Annotated in this window: 19 protein-coding genes; 9 read left to right on the top strand and 10 right to left on the bottom strand. The window is 64.9% G+C overall.

Translation table 11 applies throughout. The features are described from left to right. Nucleotide 1: 1 nt before the first annotated feature. Nucleotides 2–1,483 (bottom strand): patatin-like phospholipase family protein, encoded by a 1,482-nt coding sequence (locus AC1DEK_RS10635; RefSeq protein WP_478125183.1) that lies wholly within the window; start codon nucleotides 1,481–1,483, stop codon nucleotides 2–4. 313 nt (nucleotides 1,484–1,796) lie between these two features. On the opposite strand from AC1DEK_RS10635, the gene AC1DEK_RS10630 reads away from it, so the two are divergent. Continuing rightward, nucleotides 1,797–2,594, top strand: coding sequence for a BON domain-containing protein (locus AC1DEK_RS10630; RefSeq protein WP_478125182.1), 798 nt, complete (start codon nucleotides 1,797–1,799; stop codon nucleotides 2,592–2,594). A gap of 3 nt (nucleotides 2,595–2,597) precedes the next feature. On the opposite strand, the gene AC1DEK_RS10625 is transcribed toward AC1DEK_RS10630, so the two are convergent. The 3 genes from AC1DEK_RS10625 to AC1DEK_RS10615 all read right to left on the bottom strand — a co-directional run bounded on the left by AC1DEK_RS10625 (nucleotide 2,598) and on the right by AC1DEK_RS10615 (nucleotide 6,088). Beyond that, entirely contained in the window at nucleotides 2,598–3,518 is a 921-nt protein-coding gene (locus AC1DEK_RS10625; protein WP_478125181.1) for an NAD(P)-dependent oxidoreductase, read from the bottom strand. Between the two features lie 140 nt (nucleotides 3,519–3,658). Next, nucleotides 3,659–4,795, bottom strand: coding sequence for a PilT/PilU family type 4a pilus ATPase (locus AC1DEK_RS10620; RefSeq protein ID WP_478125180.1), 1,137 nt, complete (start codon nucleotides 4,793–4,795; stop codon nucleotides 3,659–3,661). A gap of 249 nt (nucleotides 4,796–5,044) precedes the next feature. Beyond that, nucleotides 5,045–6,088, bottom strand: a complete 1,044-nt coding sequence (locus AC1DEK_RS10615) for a type IV pilus twitching motility protein PilT (RefSeq protein ID WP_478125179.1) — start codon at nucleotides 6,086–6,088, stop codon at nucleotides 5,045–5,047. Between the two features lie 38 nt (nucleotides 6,089–6,126). On the opposite strand from AC1DEK_RS10615, the gene AC1DEK_RS10610 reads away from it, so the two are divergent. Beyond that, nucleotides 6,127–6,813 (top strand): YggS family pyridoxal phosphate-dependent enzyme, encoded by a 687-nt coding sequence (locus AC1DEK_RS10610; protein ID WP_478125178.1) that lies wholly within the window; start codon nucleotides 6,127–6,129, stop codon nucleotides 6,811–6,813. A 31-nt stretch (nucleotides 6,814–6,844) separates the two neighbouring features. On the opposite strand, the gene AC1DEK_RS10605 is transcribed toward AC1DEK_RS10610, so the two are convergent. Next, nucleotides 6,845–7,759, bottom strand: a complete 915-nt coding sequence (locus AC1DEK_RS10605; RefSeq protein ID WP_478125177.1) for a LysR family transcriptional regulator — start codon at nucleotides 7,757–7,759, stop codon at nucleotides 6,845–6,847. 112 nt (nucleotides 7,760–7,871) lie between these two features. Here AC1DEK_RS10605 and AC1DEK_RS10600 point away from each other — a divergent pair, with 112 nt between their 5' ends. Genes AC1DEK_RS10600 through AC1DEK_RS10590 form a run of 3 tightly spaced genes read left to right on the top strand, consistent with a single transcriptional unit; the run spans nucleotide 7,872 to nucleotide 11,005 of the window. Further along, a complete protein-coding gene (locus tag AC1DEK_RS10600; protein ID WP_478125176.1) occupies nucleotides 7,872–9,239 on the top strand; it encodes an MFS transporter in 1,368 nt (455 codons plus the stop codon). A 10-nt stretch (nucleotides 9,240–9,249) separates the two neighbouring features. Continuing rightward, the gene (locus AC1DEK_RS10595; RefSeq protein ID WP_478125175.1) at nucleotides 9,250–9,753 is read left to right on the top strand and encodes a GAF domain-containing protein; all 504 of its coding nucleotides are present in this window, start codon (nucleotides 9,250–9,252) and stop codon (nucleotides 9,751–9,753) included. A 7-nt stretch (nucleotides 9,754–9,760) separates the two neighbouring features. Further along, nucleotides 9,761–11,005 (top strand): metal-dependent hydrolase family protein, encoded by a 1,245-nt coding sequence (locus AC1DEK_RS10590; RefSeq protein WP_478125174.1) that lies wholly within the window; start codon nucleotides 9,761–9,763, stop codon nucleotides 11,003–11,005. 21 nt (nucleotides 11,006–11,026) lie between these two features. Here the strand turns inward: AC1DEK_RS10590 and AC1DEK_RS10585 are convergent, their stop codons facing one another. Next, nucleotides 11,027–11,506 (bottom strand): Lrp/AsnC ligand binding domain-containing protein, encoded by a 480-nt coding sequence (locus tag AC1DEK_RS10585; protein ID WP_478125289.1) that lies wholly within the window; start codon nucleotides 11,504–11,506, stop codon nucleotides 11,027–11,029. A gap of 91 nt (nucleotides 11,507–11,597) precedes the next feature. On the opposite strand from AC1DEK_RS10585, the gene AC1DEK_RS10580 reads away from it, so the two are divergent. The 4 genes from AC1DEK_RS10580 (at nucleotide 11,598) to AC1DEK_RS10565 (ending at nucleotide 17,331) form a co-directional block, all read left to right on the top strand. Then, entirely contained in the window at nucleotides 11,598–14,576 is a 2,979-nt protein-coding gene (locus tag AC1DEK_RS10580) for an L-glutamate gamma-semialdehyde dehydrogenase (protein ID WP_478125173.1), read from the top strand. An 85-nt stretch (nucleotides 14,577–14,661) separates the two neighbouring features. Beyond that, nucleotides 14,662–15,933: a Glu/Leu/Phe/Val family dehydrogenase gene (locus tag AC1DEK_RS10575; protein ID WP_478125172.1), complete on the top strand. Its 1,272-nt coding sequence runs from the start codon at nucleotides 14,662–14,664 to the stop codon at nucleotides 15,931–15,933. After that, complete coding sequence (locus tag AC1DEK_RS10570; protein WP_478125171.1) at nucleotides 15,930–16,556, top strand: nucleoside/nucleotide kinase family protein; 627 nt, start codon at nucleotides 15,930–15,932, stop codon at nucleotides 16,554–16,556. The genes AC1DEK_RS10575 and AC1DEK_RS10570 overlap by 4 nt, the downstream gene beginning before the upstream one ends. 181 nt (nucleotides 16,557–16,737) lie before the next feature. After that, nucleotides 16,738–17,331 (top strand): DUF2242 domain-containing protein, encoded by a 594-nt coding sequence (locus AC1DEK_RS10565; protein WP_478125170.1) that lies wholly within the window; start codon nucleotides 16,738–16,740, stop codon nucleotides 17,329–17,331. A gap of 15 nt (nucleotides 17,332–17,346) precedes the next feature. On the opposite strand, the gene rocF is transcribed toward AC1DEK_RS10565, so the two are convergent. From rocF to AC1DEK_RS10545, 4 genes are all read right to left on the bottom strand, one after another. Further along, a complete protein-coding gene (rocF, locus tag AC1DEK_RS10560) occupies nucleotides 17,347–18,258 on the bottom strand; it encodes an arginase (protein WP_478125169.1) in 912 nt (303 codons plus the stop codon). 73 nt (nucleotides 18,259–18,331) lie between these two features. Next, complete coding sequence (locus tag AC1DEK_RS10555) at nucleotides 18,332–19,534, bottom strand: acyl-CoA dehydrogenase family protein (protein ID WP_478125168.1); 1,203 nt, start codon at nucleotides 19,532–19,534, stop codon at nucleotides 18,332–18,334. 49 nt (nucleotides 19,535–19,583) lie between these two features. Next, nucleotides 19,584–21,149 carry a class I adenylate-forming enzyme family protein gene (locus AC1DEK_RS10550; protein WP_478125167.1) on the bottom strand — a complete coding sequence of 522 codons (1,566 nt, stop codon included), beginning with the start codon at nucleotides 21,147–21,149 and terminating at the stop codon, nucleotides 19,584–19,586. Further along, nucleotides 21,142–21,945: an enoyl-CoA hydratase/isomerase family protein gene (locus AC1DEK_RS10545; RefSeq protein WP_478125166.1), complete on the bottom strand. Its 804-nt coding sequence runs from the start codon at nucleotides 21,943–21,945 to the stop codon at nucleotides 21,142–21,144. Before AC1DEK_RS10545 ends, AC1DEK_RS10550 begins: the two co-directional genes overlap by 8 nt. Nucleotides 21,946–22,013: the final 68 nt, after the last annotated feature.

The following is a 22,013-nucleotide window of genomic DNA, read 5'->3' as shown; positions in this document are numbered from 1 at the left end:
GCTACTGCTGCGAAGCCGCGCTTCCCTTCGGACCCGGCTTGCTTTCGTCGATGTTTTTCAGCACCTGCTGAAAGGTCGGCGACTCGCGCAGCAGCCGCGCGCCAAGGTCGCGCAAGCGGTCGACGGCTTCCGGGGGCAGGACAAAGGTCGTCGGGAGATTCATGAAATAGCTGCGCTCTTGTGGGTTTTCGATCGAATCGAAGCTCACGTCGATGGAGTCGAAGCTCAGTTTCGGCACGGCGGCTTCAGCCTGCGCCTTCGACATGCCGTCCAGTCGGCGCTCGGCGATCTCGAGCTCGCGTTTGTCGGCCCAGCGCTGTGCGATGTCTTTCAGCAGTTCGACGGACTCGTAGGAGAAGTGGTCAATCGGCACGCTCGACGACTGGAACACCTGCGAGATGATGCCGGGCGCGTTCGGGTAGCGATCCCAATCGGTGTCCGGCGCCGAGCGCGAGTTGACGACCACCACGACGATGCGGCGGATTTCCTTGAATCCGATTTCACGCTGGTACGCGGGGCTGGTTTCGACCTCTTCGAGTGCTTCGAGGAGTCCGCGCAGGCCCAGGTTGTCCGAGACACCGCCGTCGACCACATGAAGGTAAGGACGGTTCGTGCTGTTCTCATAGTTTTGAATGTCGCGATAGCGCAGCAACGCGCGGCCAGCGGGGCGAGTCGGTCCGGCGGGGTTGGTCACATCCTTCACCCATGCCGGCATGACGGCGTTGCAATTGCCGCCGTAGTTGTGATAGGTGACTGGCGACAACACCGCGGGCACGGCGGAAGAGGTAGCCGCGGCGCGCGCGAGGCGAACCTTGCCGAGATCGGAGCAAAGCAGGTCGAATTGCTCCTGTGAGAAACCGAAGCGCGCGCCGGTCGAGAGATCGGTGCCAGTCACGGCCGTCGCCGGCGTGGGCTTGTCGATCAGGTCCGCAAAGGTTGCTCCGTTGAAGAGAATCTCGTCGTAGTAATCAGCCGCCAATTCCGATCGGCCGTAGAGCCCGCTGCCGAGCGAAAACCAGTTGGCCGGGTTCAACGCGCGCCGGGTGAGCGTGCCCTGCACGTCGCGCTTGAGGAAGCGCGGCTCGTATTCGGTAAAGAGCCGATCGCCATAGAGCGCATACGCAAGCGCCGTGAAGCTGCCGCCCGAGACTCCGGCAATGGCATCGACCTCCGAAAGAAGATTGACGGTTTTGCCTTTGACGACGACGTTCGTGCGTTTGAGTTCTTCGAGCACGCCGTACGAGAAGGCTGCGGCGCGCGTGCCGCCTCCGGAGAAGGTGAGCAGGAACAGGGTGTCTGCGTCGGCCTTGAGGCCATGCGTACGCTTGAGCAGCTGGCTCATCCGGTAGCCGCCGTTCACGTCGACCTGATCGATTGGCGGATTGACGGGTGCGAGCGCGTTGCATCCAGCCAGAGCCAGCGTCGCCAACGCGCCGCAGAGCTTGCCGGCAAGCCATGCTTGCGATCCAGTGAACGGATTCAAACGATGCATCCTTTCTCGCTTGCAACAACTGCGCCGCCAAGCCATCAGCCGAGCGCAAATTGTAGGGACGTCGGCCCATTGCGCGTGCAAATGTCGGACGATGACACGCGGTAACCGGCCCGCAAATGCGCTGGGCTAAACTCGCCGCGATCAGAAAAAGAGAGCGGGCGAAAGCCTGGCCGGCACATGCCCGACCAGAACTTTTCGGCACCGATCAACTCATCAGGCAAGACGACAAACGGGGTCTGCAAATGGCATCCGCAGTCGTATAGCGCCCGACAACTTCAATACCCAGCATCGGAAGGTCCAACTCATGACGAAGACATCCCCTCAACGCATCGCGATCGCACTGGCCGCAAGCGCCGTCTTGTTGGCCGGTCTGTCCGCATGCGTGCCGCTGGCGGTCGGAGGTGCGGCCGCGGTCGGTGCGGGGATGGTGGCGACGGACCGCCGCAGCTCAGGCGCGCAGGTGGACGATCAGGCGATCGAGCTGCGCGGCGCCGCACGCATCCGCGAAATCGCCAATGACCAGATGTATGTGACCATCACCAGCTTCAATCGCCAGGTGCTGCTCACGGGCTCCGTCGGCAATGACGCCGACCGCCGCAAGGCCGAGGATGTGGTGCGCCGGGTCGACAACGTGCGCTCGGTCGTCAATGAACTCACGGTCGGGCCGTCGAGCTCCTTCCAGGAGCGCTCCAACGACACCTTCATCACGGGCAAGATCAAGGCTTCGCTGCTCGACCAGAAGGACATCTTCGGAAACTCGTTCAAGGTTGTGACCGAGCGCGGCACGGTCTACCTGATGGGCATCGCCACCCGCCGCGAGACGGACCGCGCCACCGAAGTCGTGCGCGGTGTGTCGGGCGTGCAGAGGGTGGTTCGCATCGTGGAGATCATCAGCGACGCCGAACTGGCGAACATGCAGTCGCAGCAGTTGGTGCCGGGTGGAACAGGATCGACACCGGCTTCGTCAGCCCCAGGTTCTTCGGCACCGGCCTCGCGTTCGAACGTCCCGCTGCCGCCGATGGAGCCTCTGCCGGCGTCGCCCTCATCAGCCCCATCGTCGCAGCCGCCTGCCAGCGGCGTGACAACGTCGCCCATCCGCTGAAGGCTACTTGAGCCTGGTGATCAGGCTTGAAGTGTCCCAGCGACGGCCTCCGGCCTGTTGCACGTCGGCGTAGAACTGGTCGACTAGCGCCGTCACCGGCAGCCGGGCGCCGTTGCGCTTGGCCTCGTCGAGGACCAGCCCGAGGTCCTTGCGCATCCAATCCACCGCAAAGCCGAAGTCGAACTTGCCTTCGATCATGGTCTTGCCGCGGTTGTCCATTTGCCAGCTCTGCGCGGCGCCCTTGCCGATAACGGCCAGCACCTCGTTCATGTCCAGACCGGCGCGTTGTCCGAAGGCCACCGCTTCGGACAAGCCTTGCACCAGCCCGGCGATGGCGATCTGATTGACCATCTTCGCGAGCTGTCCGGCACCGCTTTCGCCCAGCAGGGCGACCGAACGCGCGAAGGCCGACATCACCGGCCTGACGCGATCGAAGGTGGCCGAATCGCCGCCGCACATCACGGTCAGCACGCCGTTCTGCGCGCCGGCCTGTCCGCCCGAAACGGGCGCATCGATGAATTGCAGCCCGCGTTCGGTCGCCGCCTTCGAGAGTTCGCGCGCGACATCGGCCGAAGCGGTGGTGTGGTCGACAAAAACCGCGCCTTTGGCCATGCCGGCAAACGCGCCGTTTTCACCAAGCACGACCGACCGCAGGTCGTCGTCGTTGCCGACGCAGCAAAACACAATGTCCGCATCGGACGCGGCGCCGCGCGGCGTTGCCGCGTGGGCCAGCGTGCCTTTGGCTTGCGGCTTCAGTTCTTCCTGCCAGGCAATGGATTTCGCGTCGGTCCGGTTGTAGACCGTGACGCTGTGCCCCGCCAGCGCAAGGTGGCCGGCCATGGGATAGCCCATCACTCCCAGGCCGAGAAAGGCGACCTTTTGCGAGGGGATGGTGTCGTAGGTTTTGGGGTTGAGGCTGCTCATGCCCCAAGCTTAGCGCGAGCCCACTAGCTTTTTCATCGGAACACCGCGGAACCGGCTTTGCCGGGCCGCTGGTGTTGCCCCCGGTCAGGGGGTTAGCGAAGCGACACGAAGTGCGCGCAGCTTGGGGGCGAGCAAAATTTCTAAACAATCGCGAAGTGCTCAGTCCCCGCCGACAGGTCCGTCGTGCGAGCACGCTGGCTATTCAGCTTGATCTGCAAGCGCAGGTCGTTCGCCGAATCGGCGTTCCGGATCGCGTCCTCGAAGCTGATCGCATTGCCTTCGAACAGATCGAACAGCGCCTGGTCGAAGGTCTGCATGCCGAGGTTGCGGCTCTTCTTCATGATTTCCTTGATCTCTCCCACTTCGCCCTTGAAGATCATGTCGGAAATCAGCGGCGTGTTCAGCAGCACTTCGACGGCGGCGATGCGGCCATGGCCGTCTTCGGTCGGAATCAGCCGCTGCGAGACCAGCGAACGCAGGTTCAGCGACAGATCCATCAGCAACTGCGCCCGACGTTCTTCGGGGAAGAAGTTGATGATGCGGTCCAGCGCTTGGTTGGCGCTGTTGGCGTGCAGCGTTGCCATGCAAAGGTGGCCGGTCTCGGCGAAGGCGACCGCATGTTCCATGGTTTCACGGTCGCGGATTTCGCCCATCAGGATCACGTCCGGCGCTTGGCGCAGAGTGTTCTTCAGCGCGGCTTCCCAACTGTCGGTGTCGATGCCGACCTCGCGTTGCGTGACGACGCAATTCTTGTGCGGATGCACGAACTCGACCGGGTCCTCCACGGTCACGATGTGGCCGAACGAGTTCTCGTTGCGCCAGTCGATCATCGCGGCGAGCGTGGTCGACTTGCCCGAACCCGTCGCCCCGACCAGGATGCACAAGCCCCGCTTGCTCATCGAGACATCCTTGAGCACCTGCGGCATCCCGAGCCCATCGATGGTCGGCAACTTGGCGGGGATGGTCCGCAGCACCATGCCGACCTTGCCCTGCTGCACGAACGCATTGACGCGGAAGCGTCCGACGCCCGTCGGCGAAATCGCGAAGTTGCACTCCTTGGTGCGCTCGAATTCCGCCGTCTGCCGGTCGTTCATGATGGAACGCGTGAGCGCCAGCGTGTGTTGCGCCCCAAGCGCCTGCTGCGAAACCTTGGTGACCTTGCCGTCGACCTTGATCGCCGGCGGAAACTCCGCCGTGATGAACAGGTCGCTGCCGTTTCGGCTCACCATGAGCTTTAGCAGGTCGTTGATGAACTGGCTGGCTTGATCGCGTTCCATCTGAGAGCTCCTAGTGCAGTCGTGAGGGCCGCTTTTGTGCCCCATCATTCCAGAAATACCGCGGAACCGGCTTCGCCGGGCCGCTGGTATTGCCCCCGGCGAGGGGGTAGGCGAAGCGACACGCAGTGCGCAAGCCTGGGGGCGAGCAACAGGAATACCGCGGAACCGGCTTCGCCGGGCCGCTGGTATTGCCCCCGGCGAGGGGGTGGGCGGCTACACGAAGTGAGCCAACCTGGGGGAGTGCCATATTCACCCGGGGAAATTCTCTGGGATCTTGGCTTTCCCGCGCGCTTCGGCGGAGGAAATGACACTGCGGCGCACGAGGTCCGTAAGGTTTTGGTCCAGCGTCTGCATGCCTTGGCCACTGCCGGTCTGAATCGACGAATACATCTGCGCCACCTTGCCTTCGCGGATCAGGTTTCGGATAGCAGGCGTGCCGAGCATGATCTCGTGCGCCGCCACGCGGCCCTGGCCGTCCTTGGTCTTGCAGAGTGTTTGCGACACCACTGCCTGCAGCGACTCCGACAGCATCGCGCGGATCATTTCCTTTTCTTCGCCCGGGAAGACGTCGATGATCCGGTCGATGGTCTTTGCAGCCGACGAAGTGTGCAGCGTGCCGAAGACCAGGTGGCCGGTTTCGGCCGCGGTCATCGCGAGGCGGATGGTTTCGAGGTCGCGCATTTCGCCCACGAGAATCGCGTCGGGGTCTTCGCGCAGGGCGGAGCGCAGTGCATTTGCGAAGGAGAGCGTCATCGGCCCGACTTCGCGCTGGTTGATCAGGCACTTCTTGGATTCATGCACGAACTCGATCGGGTCTTCCACGGTGAGGATGTGGCCGTACTCGGTTTCGTTGAGGTAGTTGATCATCGCGGCCAGCGTCGTCGATTTGCCCGAACCGGTGGGGCCGGTCACGAGCACGAGGCCACGCGGCTTGAGCGCGAGGTCGCCGAAGATCTTGGGTGCGTTGAGTTGCTCCAGCGTCAGGATCTTCGACGGAATCGTCCGAAACACCGCCGCCGCGCCGCGCGACTGGTTGAATGCGTTCACGCGGAAGCGAGCGAGGCCATCGATCTCGAAGGAGAAGTCGACCTCGAGGAATTCTTCGTAGTGCTTGCGGTGCGTGTCGCTCATGATGTCGTACACCATGGCATGCACAGCCTTGTGGTCGAGCGCGTCGACGTTGATGCGCCGCACATCGCCGTGCACGCGGATCATGGGCGGCAGGCCGGCCGACAGATGCAAGTCGGAGGCCTTGTTCTTGACGCTGAAGGCCAGCAGTTGGGTGATGTCCACGAAGCTCCTCGGTGACGTTTTGATACGCTTTGACGATTATGACGATGATTAGCGGCAACCTCCAGCAAGTTCGGGCGCGGATTGTGACTGCGTGCACGGCCGTCGGACGCGATCCAGCGAGCGTGCACTTGCTTGCCGTCTCCAAGACTTTCCCGCCCGAAGCCGTGCGCGAGGCTTACGCGCTCGGTCAGACGGCCTTCGGCGAAAACTACGTTCAGGAAGGCGTTGCCAAGATCCAGGATCTGCACGACCTGCGCGACAGGCTGCAATGGCATTGCATCGGGCCTCTGCAGAGCAACAAGACACGCGTCGTTGCCGAGCATTTCGATTGGGTGCACAGCATCGACCGCTTGAAGATCGCCGAGCGCCTGTCGGAGCAACGTCCTGCGCACCTGCCGCCGCTGCAAGTGTGCTTGCAGGTCAACGTGGATGCGGGCGCCAACAAGTCGGGCGTGCCGCTCGAAGAAGCACTGCCGCTGGCGCGCGCTGTGGCGGCGCTGCCACATTTGCGGCTCCGCGGGATCATGGCGATCCCGGAGCCGGCGCCTGATTTCGAGGCGCAGCGCGAGCTGTTTCTCCGCGCAGCCGGCGTTTTCGTCCAGATTCGCAAGGAAGGGATCGCGCTCGACACGCTGTCCCTCGGCATGTCCGCCGATCTCGAAGCCGCTGTTGCAGCGGGCAGCACGATGGTGCGAGTGGGCACGGCGATTTTCGGCCAGCGGTAGCCCGGCGGCTGGTCCGCGCTTGGTCTGCGGCCTATTCGAACAAGCCGAGCAACGCGCCCTTCACCCATTGGTGGAGTGCGGAGGTTTCATGGCGCTGATGCCAGAACAATTCGACGATGCGCGCTGGCGCTTCGAGCGGTACGGGCACTTGCCGCAGGCCTGCCATGCGCGGCGGATCGAGGCCTTTGGAGTGCGGCAGCACGGCGATCAGGTCCGATCGGCGGACGACGTCGAATGCGGTCGCATAGTGGTTCACCGTCGCGACCAGATTGCGCTCCAGGCCGCGGCTGCGCAAAAACACGTCATAAGTGGGCTGCGTTTTGCCGATCAGGCTGACATCGATGTGTCGCGCGGCGAGAAATTTCTTCAGCGGAATCTTGTCGGCGCGTCCAAGCGGATGGCCGGTACGCATCACGCAGACGAAGCCGGGCGACCACAGTGCCCGTGACTTCAGGAACGCCGGTCGCTGCACTTCATCCGCGTAGACGCTGATGGCGAAGTCGGCGTGGTTGTTGGCGAGCACCGGTCCCAGGTCTACCAGCGTGTTGGGGATGGTGTGGATCTGCATCGAAGGCGCTGCCTCGCTCAATCGGCTGGTCAGCCTCGGCACCACGATGCTTGCCACGTAGTCGGACATGGCGATGCTGAGACTCGCGCTGCTGCGCAGCGCGTCGAAGCTGCCGACTTCCAGGGTGCCGCGGATTGTCTGCAGGGACTGTGCGAGCGGTTCCCACAAGTCGATCGCCCGCCGCGTCGGCTTGATGCCCGCGCCGCTGCGCACGAACAGGCGATCGTCGTAGGTATCGCGCAAGCGCCGCAGTGCGTTGCTGACGGTGGGCTGCGTCAGCGAAAGCTTTTGCGCCGCGCGCGTGACGTTGCCCTCGGTCATCAGCGCCTCGAAGACTTTCAGGAGATTGAGGTCGGCGCTTCGGTAGGTCGAGGTCATAAGGTTCGCGCGGCGAAACCATTCAGAAGAGGAATAAACACCATAGTAACTATAAATTTGTCGGCATAAAACGCCCGACCTACGATGCGGCGAAGAGACAAGGGGTTCACACATGACGGTACTTTCCGCGCGCATCGAACGGCTGCCGTTCTCCGGCTTTCATCGGCGGTTGCTTCTCGTGGGCGGCCTCGGCTACAGCTTCGATGCGATGGATGCCGCCGTCATCGCTTTCGTGCTGCCCGTGTTGCGAACGGCCTGGTCGCTGAGCAGCGTGCAGATCGGTGTTCTCGCCAGCGCGAACTTCATCGGTTTCTTCTTCGGGGCACTCGCCGCGGGCTCGCTGGGCGACTTGATCGGCCGACGCAAGGTGATGATGACGGCCCTCGCGATCTACTGCGTGGCGTCGCTCTTCAGTGCGATGGTCAATGACTGGAGCCATTTCCTGGTGCTGCGCGTCATTGCGGGATTCGGCACCGGGGCTGAAAGCGTGATCATCGCCCCCTACCTGTCGGAATTCGTGGCGCGGCGCTACCGGGGAGCTTTCACCGGTGCGTTGGCCGGATTCTTTTCCTTCGGATTCGTGGCCGCGGCGGTGCTCGGCTACCTCATCGTGCCCGCCTACGCTGAAGGTTGGCGCATCGTGATCTGCATCACCGCGACGCCGGTCCTGATGCTGCTGTGGTGGCGACGTGTTCTCCCCGAGTCGCCGCGCTGGCTCGAAAGCCAGGGCCGCGTGGTCGAGGCTGGCGAGATCATGGACGCGGTCGAGGCCGACGTCGGGCGGCGCGGGCATGCGCTTCCCCCGCTCGATCCGCAGGACGTCGCGGCCCCGCCGCCCAGTGCGCACCGGGGCAGCCTGTGGAGAAACTATGCGACTTTGCTGTCCCGCAAACTCTTGCGGATCACGAGCATGACTTGGCTCATGTGGCTGTCGATCACCTTCAGCTACTACTCCTTCTTCACCTGGATTCCGAGCTTGCTGGTTCAGAACGGAATGACGATCACGAGAAGCTTCGGCTATTCGCTGGTGATGTACATCGCGCAGGTGCCGGGCTACTTTTCCGCCGCTTGGCTCAATGACCGGATCGGGCGGCAGGCCACCATCGTCAGCTACATGCTGCTAGGCGGGCTCGCCGCCTTGGGACTCGCGTTTACACACAGCGATGCGCAGATCATGGCGGCCGGTGTGTTGCTCTCCTTCTTCATGAACGGCACCTATGCGGGGGTGTATGCCTACACGCCCGAGGTGTTCCCGACGCAGGTGCGTGCAACCGGTGCCGGACTGGCATCGGCGATCGGGCGCATCGGCGGGATCACGGCGCCGATTCTGGTCGGCTTCATCTACCCGACGCTGGGGTTCGGAGGCGTCTTCGGGATGACGACCGCTGTGCTTTTGCTGGGCTCGGCGGCGGTCATGATCATGGGCGTACCGACGCGCGGCCGGTCGCTGGAAGACATCGCGGCTGCGGAACTGTCTTGAGGGGCGAGCGATGCCATTCGAAATCCAACAACTTCTGTCGGCGGTCGCCGAGGCCCACAACGACATGCGCCAGCCGCAGGCCACTTTCGAGGCCATCGAAGCGGCATCGGCCAAGGCGATCGGGCATCGTCTCTTCACGATCCTGGTCCACCACCGCGCCGAACGCGAGTCCGAGCGCATCTACAGCAACATGCCGGACGCCTATCCCGTGCAGGGCCGAAAGCCCGTCACCGATTCGCCATGGATGCAGCAGGTCATGGTGCGCGGCCTGCCGTACATCGGCCGCAACGCTGACGACATCCGCGACGTGTTCTTCGATCATGAGCTGATACTTTCGCTGGGCTGCCGCAGCGTGTTGAACGTCCCACTGCGCTGGCGCGGCCAGACGCTGGGCACCTTGAATCTGCTGCACGAGGAGAACTGGTATCAGGTTCGCCACATCGAAGTGGCCACGGTGCTGGCGCAGTTGGCGCTCCCGGCCGTCATGGCGCAACATCTTCCGGATTCCTTTTGAGGTGTCTATGACGACTGCCGTACTTTTCAAGAATGCCAACCTGCTCGATCCTTTGCTGGGCGAGTTGCAGGAAGGTCGCGACATCCTGGTCGAAACCGGCGTGCTGAAGGAGATTTCGGATCGGCCGATTCGCGCGAACGCTGCGGCGCGTGTCATCGATGTCAAGGGCAAGACCGTGATGCCTGGTCTGATCGATTTGCACGTGCACGTGATTGCGATCGAACTCAACCTCGCGCAGCAAGTGCGCATGCCTAACGTGCTGGTGACCTTGCGCAGCGTGCCCATGTTGCGCGGAATGCTGCGCCGTGGCTTCACCACCGTCCGTGATGCGGGCGGCGCCGGCTTCGCGTTCAAGCAGGCGGTGGAAGCAGGCCTCGTGCAAGGGCCGCGCCTGTTCGTCTCGGGGCGGGCCCTGAGCCAGACCGGCGGCCATGGCGATATGCGCACGCGGTCCGACTACCTGAGCAACGATCCTCCGTGCTCGTGCGTGCGTGTCGGCGCGCTCGCGCGCGTGGTCGATGGAGTCGATGCCGTGCGCAAGGCCGCGCGGGAAGAACTCCAGATGGGCGCCGACCAGATCAAGATCATGGCGTCGGGCGGCGTCGCGTCGCCGACCGATCCGGTGGGCGCCTTCGGCTACTGCGAAGACGAAATCCGCGCCGTCGTCGGCGAAGCCCGGGCGCGCAGCACCTATGTGCTCGCGCATGCCTATACGGCCGAGGCGATTGCGCGCGCGGTGCGTTGCGGCGTGCGGACCATCGAGCACGGCAACCTGGTCGATGCGCCCACCGCGTCTTTGATGGCCGAGGCTGGTGCCTATGCGGTGCCCACTCTGGTGACGTATGACGCGCTGGCGAGCGAGGGCGCCACCTATGGCCTGCCGCCCGAAAGCGTCGCAAAGGTGGCTGATGTGCGAGAGGCTGGCCTGCGCTCGCTGGAAATCTTCAAGGCGGCTGGAGTGAAGATGGGCTTCGGCTCCGACTTGCTGGGTGAATCGCAGCGCCTGCAGAGCAATGAATTCCGCCTGCGGGCGGAAGTACTGTCTGCCGCCGAAGCCGTGGCGAGTGCGACGACCATCGGCGCGGAAGTGCTCGGGATGAGCGATCGCCTGGGCCGGCTCGTGCCTGGTGCCTTGGCCGATCTTCTGGTGGTCGACGGCAATCCGCTGAAAGACGTCAACTGCCTCCTTGGCCAAGGTGAACACATTCCCTTGGTCATGAAAGAAGGCGTGATTCAGTTCGACGAACTGTGAATCGGCTTGCTCCTCGCCGCTTCAACCGCCCATCGGCAACCGCGCACTGCTCTTCACTTCTTCCATTACCGCGTAGGTCCTCGTTTCGCGCACGCCCGGTAGCTGCCAGAGCACCGTTCCGGCGAATGCCCGATAGGCCGCCATGTCGGCCATGCGCGTCTTCAGCAGGTAGTCGAAGCCGCCTGCAACCATGTGGCACTCCATGATTTCGTCGTGCACCTGCACTGCGGCCTTGAACTCGTCGAAGACGTTGGGCGTGGTGCGGTCGAGCAGTACCTCGACAAACACGGTGAATCCACGACCGAGCTTGTGGGGATCGAGGCGGGCTTCGTAGCCGAGGATGAAACCGTCGCGGGTGAGGCGCTGCACGCGCGCCAGAACGGCGGTCGGGGAGAGCGAAACGATCTCCGCAAGCTTGAGATTGGAGATTCGACCATCTTCCTGAAGAACTTTCAGGATTTTCATGTCGATGCGATCCAGATCGTCGGGAGGGTTGTACATGGAAAGCGAATTATCCGGTGATGGGCTGATTTTTGGTGAATAACTCGCCGCGGAAAGGCGGAGCATTCGCTTCATCTCCTGGAGTGACACCATGCGCCTGCCTACCCCGTATCGACCCCAATCCGAAGTCGTCTCCCATCGCCTCGCATCGCTGAAGGGCGCACTCGACTGGACGTCGGTCACAGCCGCCGCAGCGCCCTGGGTGCGGGCGGTTCGCGATCGTCCGCCGCCGTTCTGGGCGATGGAAAGCCTGCTGCGCGAATACCCGATCTCCAGCGCCGAGGGTCTGGCGCTGATGCGCCTGGCGGAAGCGCTCCTGCGCGTGCCCGACGCTGAAACAGCCATTGCGCTCACGGCCGATCAGCTTGGCCGCGCGGATTTCGATGGCGCCGCCGACTCCACGCTGTCGCGCTTGTCATCGTCGGCCATTGCCTTGTCGAAGAAGTTTCTGCCGCACCTTTCGGCAGAGCCGGGGCAGGCCGAACCCGGGCCCGGGCTGATGGCCCGGCTGGGCGCCCGCACCGTGGTGGCCGCTGCCTTGAGGGCCGTGCAACTGCTCGGCCGTCAGTTCGTGCTCGGCCAGACCATCGACGACGCCATGGGCGAAGCCCGCTCGGCACACCGAAAGCATGCCGCGCTTCGTTTCAGCTACGACATGCTCGGGGAAGGCGCACGCACAGACGCCGATGCGCTGCACTACCTGGACAGCTACGCCAACGCGATCCAGTCGATCGCCGCCGGTGCCGACAGGGCCGGCAAGCCGGAAGACAACGACGGGATTTCGATCAAGCTCAGCGCCCTTCATCCCCGCTATGAAGACGCGCAGCGCGATCGCGTGATGAGCGAACTGGTGCCGCGCGTATGGCGGCTGTGCGAGCTGGCGGCCGACGCCCAGCTGAATCTCACGATCGACGCGGAAGAGGTGGACCGCCTGGAGCTATCGCTCGACGTGTTCGAGGCACTGGCGGCTCGCGTCGCCGCCGAGCGGCCGGGGTGGCGCGGCTTCGGGCTTGCGATGCAGGCCTATCAGACGCGCGCGCTCGAACTGGTCGAGCACGTCGCCGCGATGGCGCGCAAATACAAGCTGCGCCTGATGTGCAGGCTGGTCAAAGGCGCCTACTGGGACGCCGAAATCAAGCGAACCCAGGAGCTGGGGCTGCCGTACTATCCCGTCTTCACGCACAAGCATCACACCGACGCGAGCTACCTCGCCTGCGCACGGGCGTTGCTCGCCGCGCCGGACGCCATCTACCCGCAATTCGCCACCCACAACGCCGGAACGATCGCGGCCATCCTCCAGATGGCAGGCGATGCACCCTTCGAATTGCAACGGCTGCACGGCATGGGCGAGGGCGTTTATCGCGAAGTGATGAAGCGCAGCGGCGTGCCCGTGCGCATCTATGCGCCGGTCGGGCAGCACAAGGACCTGCTCGCCTATCTCGTGCGCCGGCTGCTGGAGAACGGGGCCAACTCATCGTTCGTGAATCAGCTGGGGGATGAGTCGGTCGGGATGGATGAACTGCTCGTGTCCCCTCTCTGGCTGGACCGCGACAGTTCACTGCCGTTGCCGCAAGCACTGTACGGACCACCGCCTGCTCGCCCCAACAGCCGGGGCGTCGATCTCACAGTCGAGTCGATGCGCGCGCCATTGCTCGACGCATTGAGTGCGGCCATCGTGCCAACAGTGCCGGAGGCCGACCCGCGCAGAGTGGCTGACGCTGTCGCGGCCTCGGCGGCAAGCTACCGAACATGGACCTACGCCCCAGTGGCGCAGCGAGCGGCTGCGCTCCGGCACGCCTCTGATGCTCTCGAAGCGGCCTTGCCGCGATTCTGTGCGCTGCTGGTCAAGGAAGCCTTCAAGACGTGGGGCGATGCCGTCGCTGAAGTGCGCGAGGCGGTGGATTTTCTGCGCTACTACGCGGACGAGGCGGAGCGCATCATGGCGCCGATCGTGCTGCCCGGGCCCACGGGCGAGAGCAACGAATTGCGCCTGACAGGGCGAGGGCCCTGGGTGTGCATCAGCCCTTGGAATTTCCCGCTGGCGATCTTTCTGGGCCAGGTTGCCGCAGCACTGGCGACCGGCAACACGGTGCTGGCAAAGCCTGCGGAGCAGACGCCCGCCGTCGCGTCCGAGGCCGTCAAGCTGCTGCATGCGGCGGGCGTGCCGAGGGATGCGCTGCAGTTGCTGCACGGTTCCGGTGAAACGGTCGGTGCTGCGCTCGTTGCGGCGCCTGGCGTGGCCGGCGTCGTGTTCACGGGATCGACCCAGGTGGCGAAGATCATCCATCGCACGCTTGCCGGCAAGGACGGTCCCATCGTGCCGCTGATCGCGGAAACGGGCGGCATCAACGCGATGCTGGTGGATTCCAGCGCGCTGCCCGAGCAGGTCGTCGATGCCGTGATGCAGAGCGCGTTCCGCTCGGCGGGACAGCGTTGTTCGGCCCTGCGCCTGCTGCTGATCCACGAAAGCATTGCCGACGAAGTGATCGAAATGATTCAAGGCGCGGCGAAGGAACTCGTCGCGGGCGACCCGGCTTTGCTGAAGACGGACGTTGGGCCGGTGATCGACCGTGAAGCATTCGAAGGCATCCAGCGCCACCTGCAACGGCTGAACGCCGAAGCCAAGGTGCTCGTCGGCCTCGATCGCCCGCCGGGATCGCGCGTTGCCAACCTCGTGCCGCCTCACGCCTACGAGGTGCCCTCCATCGAGAGCGTGCAAACCGAGATCTTCGGACCGGTCCTGCACGTCGTGCGCTGGTCCGGCGATCCGCAGGCGGTGATCGACCGGGTGAACACGCTTGGCTTCGGACTCACGCTCGGCATCCAGACACGCATCGACAGCCGCGCTCAGTCCCTTGCGGCTCGGGCGCGCGTCGGCAACGTCTATATCAACCGGAACATCATCGGCGCGGTGGTCGGCGTGCAGCCTTTCGGTGGGGAGGGCCTGAGCGGAACCGGCCCGAAGGCGGGCGGGCCGCATTACCTGCCGCGCTTCTGCGCGGAGCAGACGCTCACCATCAACACGACGGCGGCCGGCGGCAATGCGGCGCTCCTTGCCGCAAGCGCATAACCGGCAAAGTAACGCGCATAGGCATGGCGCTGCCGGTGCCGGAGGACTATCGTCGCGCCTATCCGTTCAACAACGAGGAGACGCCATGAGTTCTGTCCTGTCCTACGTCCAGCCGACCGCCAACAGCCCCTGGGGTACCTACCTTTCGCAAGTCGATCGGGTCATCCCCTACCTGGGCGAGCTGGCCCGCTGGGTCGAGACGCTGAAGCGCCCGAAGCGCGCGCTGATCGTCGACGTGCCGATCGAAATGGACGACGGCTCCATCGCCCATTTCGAGGGCTATCGCGTTCAGCACAACCTGTCGCGCGGTCCCGGAAAGGGCGGGGTGCGCTTTCATCCGGACGTCACACTCGAGGAAGTGATGGCCCTGTCGGCCTGGATGACCGTCAAGACGGCCGCCGTCAATTTGCCGTATGGCGGCGCCAAGGGTGGCATTCGCGTCGATCCCAAGAAGCTGTCGATGAAGGAGCTCGAAAAGGTCACGCGCCGCTACACCAGCGAAATCGGCATCATCATCGGCCCGCACAGCGACATTCCGGCGCCGGACGTGAATACCAACGCGCAGATCATGGCGTGGATGATGGACACCTATTCGATGAACGTCGGCGGCACGGCCACCGGCGTCGTGACCGGCAAGCCGCTGCACCTGGGCGGATCGCTCGGCCGCGTCAAGGCGACCGGTCGGGGCGTGTTCGTGACGGGGCGCGAAGCCGCGCGCCGCCTGGGGCTTGATCTGCGGGGCGCCCGGATCGCCGTGCAGGGTTTCGGCAATGTGGGTTCGGTGGCGGCGGAATTGTTCGCTGAAGCGGGCGCCAAGGTCGTCGCGGTGCAGGACCACACGGGCACCATCTTCAATGACAAGGGCCTGGACCTCGCCAAGCTCGTTCCGATGTCGCGCACCGACGGCGTGGTCGGCTTCAAGGGCGGCGATGTGATCGAGAACGACGCTTTCTGGGACGTGGCCTGCGACATCCTGATTCCGGCCGCGCTCGAAGGCCAGATCAACGCCGAGCGCGCCAAGAAGACGAAGGCGAAGCTGGTGCTCGAAGGCGCGAACGGCCCGACGGTGCCGGAAGCCGACGACATCCTCGCCGAGCGTGGCGTGCTGGTCGTGCCCGACGTCATCTGCAACGCCGGCGGCGTGACCGTGAGCTACTTCGAATGGGTGCAGGACTTCTCGTCCTTCTTCTGGGACGAGGACGAGATCAACGTGCGGCTCGACCGCATCATGATGAACGCGCTCAACCAGATCTGGGACAAGGCCGATCAGCACAAGATCAGCCTGCGAACCGCCACCTACGCGGTCGCCTGCGGACGCATCCTGATGGCTCGCCAGGAGCGCGGTCTCTATCCATGATGCGGGTGCCTGCCCACGCGCTGGCGCGCATCGACGCGCTCATGGCCGGCGGGCGGCGCCGGCTTCTCGGGTTGGTCGGCGCACCGGGTTCGGGCAAGTCGACCTTGGCCGAGGCGCTGCTGCAGGCATTGCCGGGTCGGGCGCAGGTGGTGCCGATGGACGGATTCCACTTGGCGAACGTCGAGTTGCGCCGCCTTGGCCGCGCGGACCGCAAGGGCGCGCCGGACACCTTCGACAGCGCCGGCTACGTCGCGCTGCTGCAGCGGCTGAGGGAGCAGCGCGAGGATGAGATCGTCTACGCGCCCGAATTTCGCCGCGAAATCGAAGAGCCGATTGCCGGCGCCATCGCGGTGCTGGCCGAGACGCGGTTGGTCATCACCGAAGGCAACTACCTGCTGTTGGACGAGGGGCCGTGGGCCGCGGCGGCGCCTCTGCTCGACGACGTCTGGTACGTGGACGTCGACGATGCCTTGCGGCATGAACGTCTCGTGCGTCGCCACGAGCAATTCGGGCGCAGCAACGCCGAGGCGCTGGCCTGGGTGGCGCAGACCGACGAGCCCAACGCGCGCCGCATCGCGGCCACCCGCGGGAGAGCGCAGCACGTCGTTCGCCTGGACAGCTGATTCCCGCCGCCGCGCGGGAACGCCGAACCCACCGGCATGTCCAAGCAGGGCCGCGGATCAGCGGGTACCCGCTAGCATTGCGGAGTTCCGCTTTTCCCTGCTGCCAACCGTCTGCTTCAACTGCTGTCGCCCTGCTGTCATGCGTTTCCCGTTTTCCCGTGCGGCGATTGCCGTGCTGTCGATGTCACTTCTCCTGGCTGCCGGATGCGGGTCTTCACCGCGCCGGGTCTCCTATGAGCCGGAAGAATTCGATTCCACCACCACCCACACCCGCACCTATGCCGCCAGCGAGGGGCAGACTTGCGAAGCCGCCCGGCGAGCGCTGCTGAGCCAGGGCTACATGATCACCGCCGCAAACCAGGAGCTGGTGACCGGCCGCAAGAGCTTCCAGCCGGATGCGGAGGTGCACGTCGAAGTGGAATTCCGGGTGGTCTGCGCGCGCGAAGCCAGTGGTCGCTCACGCAGCACCATCGCCTTTGCGAGCGCATTGCAGGACCGCTACGGCGTGAAGAAGGTCAACAATTCGGCCAGCGTCGGCGTCGGCGCGATCGGCTCGCTGTCCCTGCCGTTCTCTTCCAGTGACGACGCCATGGTCAAGGTGGCGAGCCAGACGCTGACGGACGACCGGTTCTATGACCGCTTTTTCTCGCTGATCGACCGCTTCCTGCCCGAGACGACCGAAGAGCCGCCTGCGGAGGCGCATCCCGTCGTCCCCGCCAAGCCATTGATCGAGACCCCGCTCCAGCCCGTTCCCGCAGCCCCCACGCAGGGCTGACGTGACGACCTGATCTCAGCGGACCAGCGTCGACTTGCCGAACAGGCTTTCGATCAGCTCCACCGCCACTTCCGCCGTGCGATTGCGCACATCCAGCGCGGGGTTGAGCTCGACCACATCGAGCGAGCCCAGCCGGCCGGTGTCGGCAATCATCTCCATGCACAGTTGCATCTCGCGCCACGTCGGGCCGCCGCGCACGCCGGTGCCCACACCCGGCGCGTAGTCGGGATCAAGGCAGTCGAGGTCGAAGCTCACGTGCAGATGCGTGTCTTCGCCGACGTCCTGCAGCGCCTCGGTCATCGTGGTGCGCATGCCGTGCTCGTCGATGTGGCGCATGTCGAACACGCTCAGGCCAAGGGTGCGGATGGCGGCTTTCTCGTCGGCATCGACGCTGCGAATGCCGATGAAGCGGATCGCGTCGTGTTCGAGCGCCGCCCGATCACCGCTCCAGCCTGTCAGCGCCGCCGGCCCGTGGCCGAGCAGGCATGAAACCGGCATCCCGTGCAGGTTGCCGCTCGGGCTGGTGGTTTCGGTGTTGACGTCCGAATGGGCGTCGAGCCACAGCACGCGCAGCTTCTTGCCGCGCTGGCGCGCGTGCCAGGCCACGGCGCTGATGGAGCCGATGGCGATGCTGTGGTCGCCCCCCAGAAGGATCGGCAGGCGATTCGCATGAAACGCCTGATCCACCGCCCCGTAGACCGCCCGGTTCCATGCGATCACCTCATCAAGGTGATGCAAACCTTCAGCCGGCGCAACCCACGGCGTCGAAGGGCCGGCCAAGTTTCCGCCGTCCACGACCTTGAAGCCCAGGCGCTCGAGCATGACTGCGATTCCCGCGACCCGCAGCGCATCGGGTCCCATGCCCGCGCCTCGGGTGCTTGCGCCAATGTCGGTTGGCGCGCCGATCAGTTGAAGGGTCGCGGTCATGCTGGAGGTTCCTTGAAGTGCCGGTGTGTTCCGACCCCTGACGGTACTCCAGCTGCAGCCGCGTTGCGTCCAATCAACGACGCAGCAACTCGTCGCTGATGATGACCTTGCGAACCTCGGTCGTGCCGGCGCCGATCTCCAGCAGCTTGATGGCGCGGTAGAGCCGGTTGATTTCGGACTCCCAGATGTACCCGGTGCCGCCGTGGATCTGCACCGCCTCGTTCAACACCTTGTTCATGGTCTCCGCCGCATACATGACCGATGCGGCCGTGATCATGTGGATGTCGCCGCGTCCGCCCCCTCCGATCTCCAGGTCGTTCGCTGCGCGCAGGGCCTGGTACGTGAAGACGCGCATCGACTCGATCCACACGTACATGTCCGCCAGCTTGGCGCGGATCATCTGGAAGTTGGAGATCGGCTGGCCGAACTGCTGGCGGGTGCGCGCGTAGTCGAGCGCCAGCTGCAAGGCCCGCTCGCAGATCCCCAGGCAGATCGGCGAGATCATGGCGCGCTCGAGATCCAGGCCGCTCATCACGACCTGCACCCCGCGGTCTTCCTCGCCGATGCGGTTGCGTGCCGGCACCCGGCAGTTCTCGAACACGAGTTCCGCCGTCTGGCTGCCGCGGAATCCCATCTTGGTGAGCTTCTGGGCGACCTTGAAGCCGGGCATGTCCTTCTCGACGACGAAGGCCGAGATGCCCTTGGCGCCCTTGTCCCGGTTGGTCTTGGCATACACCAGCATCACGTCCGCCACCGCGCCGTTGGTGATGTAGATCTTGCTGCCGTTGAGCAGGTAGTCGTCGCCGTCGCGCGTGGCCGTCGTGCGCATCGAGCCCAGTGCATCGGAACCCGCGCCGGGCTCGGTCAGCCCCAGCGCGCCGATCGTCCTGCCGCTGCAAAGTCCAGGCAGCCAAGACTTGCGCTGCGTCTCGTCGGCGTTGCGGTAGATGTTGTAGAGGCAGAGATTCTCGTGGGCGACCCAGCTCAATGCCAGCGCGTGGTTCCAGCGCGAGAACGCCTGGACGACGAGCCCGCTCGCGAACAGGTCGAGCCCTGTGCCGCCGTAGGCTTCCGGCACCGGGATGCCGAAGTAGCCGGTCGCGCCGATTTGTGCGAACGCTTCAGGTGGCCACCATTCCTCGTCGTCCATGCGTTGGGAGAGCGGATACAGCTCGTTGCGCGCGAAGCGGTCGGCCTGGTCGAGGATGGCCTGTTCGTCGTCTGAAAGGCCGGAGAAGCGCTGTGCCGCGCTCATGGTCGAAGCGATGGTGTTCATGAAGATGCGATACCGGGATGAAAGATGGGAAGAGAGATGTGCGCCGGGATCAATCCACGCGCTGGCTGTCGTCGAGAGGAAAGCGCGCGAGCTCGTGTCGCTGCAGCTTGCCGGTGGTGCTGCGCGGCAGTTCCTCCGAACGCACGAACTGCAGATACCGTGGCCGCTTGTAGCCCGCAAGCCGCTCGCGGCACCAGGCAACGATCTCTTCGCGCGTGGCGGTCTTGCCCGCCTGTAGCACCAGCACGGCCTTGATGGTCTCGCCCCAATGCGCGTCGGGCACCCCGAACACGCAGGCTTCCTGGATGGCCGGATGCCGGCCGATCACCGCCTCGACCTCGGCGGGGTAGACGTTCTCCCCGCCCGTCTTGATGAGGTACTTCTTGCGGTCGACGAAGCTGAGCGTGCCGTCGTCCTCGCGACGCAGCAGATCGCCAGTGTGAAGCCACCCGCCCCTGAAGACTTCGGCATTGGCGGCATCGTCGTCGAGGTAGCCGGACATCACCGTCGGGCCGCGGACCACGCATTCGCCAGGTTGCCCGATGGGCATGTCGTTCATGTCGTCGTCGACGATGCGCACGTCCATCAGCGGTGAAGGCAGCTTGCGCAAGGTCGGCGTCTCGCCCGGCCCCGAGCGCCGGTGCGCGAGCAGGTAGCTGGTCTCGCTCTGCCCGAAGGCATCGTAGAAATCGATGCCGCAGCTCTCGGTCAATCGCGCAACCACCTGCGGCATCATGTTCGCGTAGCCGATGGCGAAGCGCAGCGTCGACAAGTCGTGCGCGGCGCGTGCAGGGTGGTCGAGAAAATCGGTGATCACGCCCGGCAGCAGCAGCGTCCAGGTCAGGCGGTCGCGCTCGATCTGCTCGAACATCTGCGCGACGTCTGCGCGCCTGAAAGTCGCGTAGGTGCCGCCGGTCCAGACCGTCGCGTAGAGCGACTCGTCGCCGCCGCAATGAAAGAGCGGAAGCCATCCGATGAAGCCGTCGTGCTCGGTGAGTCCGAACCACTGCGCGAGCCGCAGCCCGCGCGTCGCCGCCGCCTGCTGGCTGATCAGCGCGCCCTTGGGTTTGCCGGTGGTGCCACTGGTGAAGAGAATGTTGTGGATGTCGCCGCCTTGCGCGATGCGCGGTGGTTCGGCTGGATGGCTCGCGCGCAGCAGGGCCTCGTAGTCGTCGAATCCTTCCGCCGGGCCGAATGAGATCCAGTGCCTGATCTCCGGTGCGTCGGCGCGAAGCTTGACGGCGAGCGGCGCGAGCGTGTCCGACACCAGCATTCCGACAGGGCCGCATTTGCGCAGGCAAGCCGCGAGCTCGGCCGGATGCAGACGCACGTTCAGCGTCGCGACGGTGATACCCAGCGCGGCCATGGCTGCATAGCACTCGATGTACTCGGGCCGGGTCTCGGAGAGCACCGCGACGCTGTCGCCGCGGCGATAGCCGAGCGAATGCAGCGCGTTGGCCAGCCGCCAGGCGCGATCACCCAGTTCGGCGTAACTGCGCCGGCCGTCGGCCCAACTCACCGCGGTGCGGTCCGCATGGAGCGAGAACGCGCGGCGAAACATCGCATCGACCGTGATGCTGCCGGCCTGCTCAGCTTGCGTGCGCCAATCACTCATGGCGCACCCCCTTGGATGGCCGCGCATCGCCGCGGGATGCGAATGCGGCGACCCGATTTGCGAAGTCCTCGGTCGCCGCGCAGCGGATGAAGGCTGCCTTCTCGCGGTCCAGATGAGCCTGCAGGGCATCCCGGGTCTGCACCGCAGTCAGCTGCTTGAGCTCGGCGATCGATTGCCGGGGCATCGCGGCAAGCTTGCGCGCCCACTTGTGCGCTTCTTCGTCGGCACTCTCCGCATCGACGACGTGATTGATGAACCCGAGCGCATGTGCCTCCTCGACCGTGAGGGTGCTGCGCAGCGTGAGCAGCTCGAAGGCACGCGACGCACCGACGCGCTGCGTGAGCCTGAAGCTCAGGCCGCCATCGGCCGATCCCCCGAGCTGCGCATACGCCGTCACGAAGCGCGTGTTGCGCGTCGCAAGCACCAGGTCGCAGGCCAGGGCCAGCGAAATGCCACCGCCCGCGACCGCGCCCTGCACGCTCGCAATGACGGGGAGCTCGGTCCGGTTGAGCGTCATCACACTGGCGTGAAAGCTGTCGATCATCCGGTTGATGAAGGCCGGCAGGTCACCGCGATGGGCGTGCATCGCCGCCACGTCGCCGCCGCCGCAGAACGAGCGGCCTTCGCCGCGGATCACGATGGCGCGGGCGTCCGGCGCCGCAATCGCGCGGTCGATGGCATGGCGCAGCGATTCGATGGCGGCGTAGTCGAGCGCATTGAGCGCAAGCGGACGCTGCAGCGTGATCCTGGCGACTTCGCGGTCGACGTCGACGCGCACGGCTTGGTCGTTGTTCATAGGTCTCCGGAACGTCGCTCGTGCAGTTCACCTGCGTTGTTGACCATCACTCAATAATCTGGCTGCGA

It is taken from the genome of Variovorax sp. 10N420 (assembly GCF_056394705.1).
Note: the sequence above shows the minus strand (reverse complement) of the source record. Positions and strands in the feature narration are given on the sequence as shown.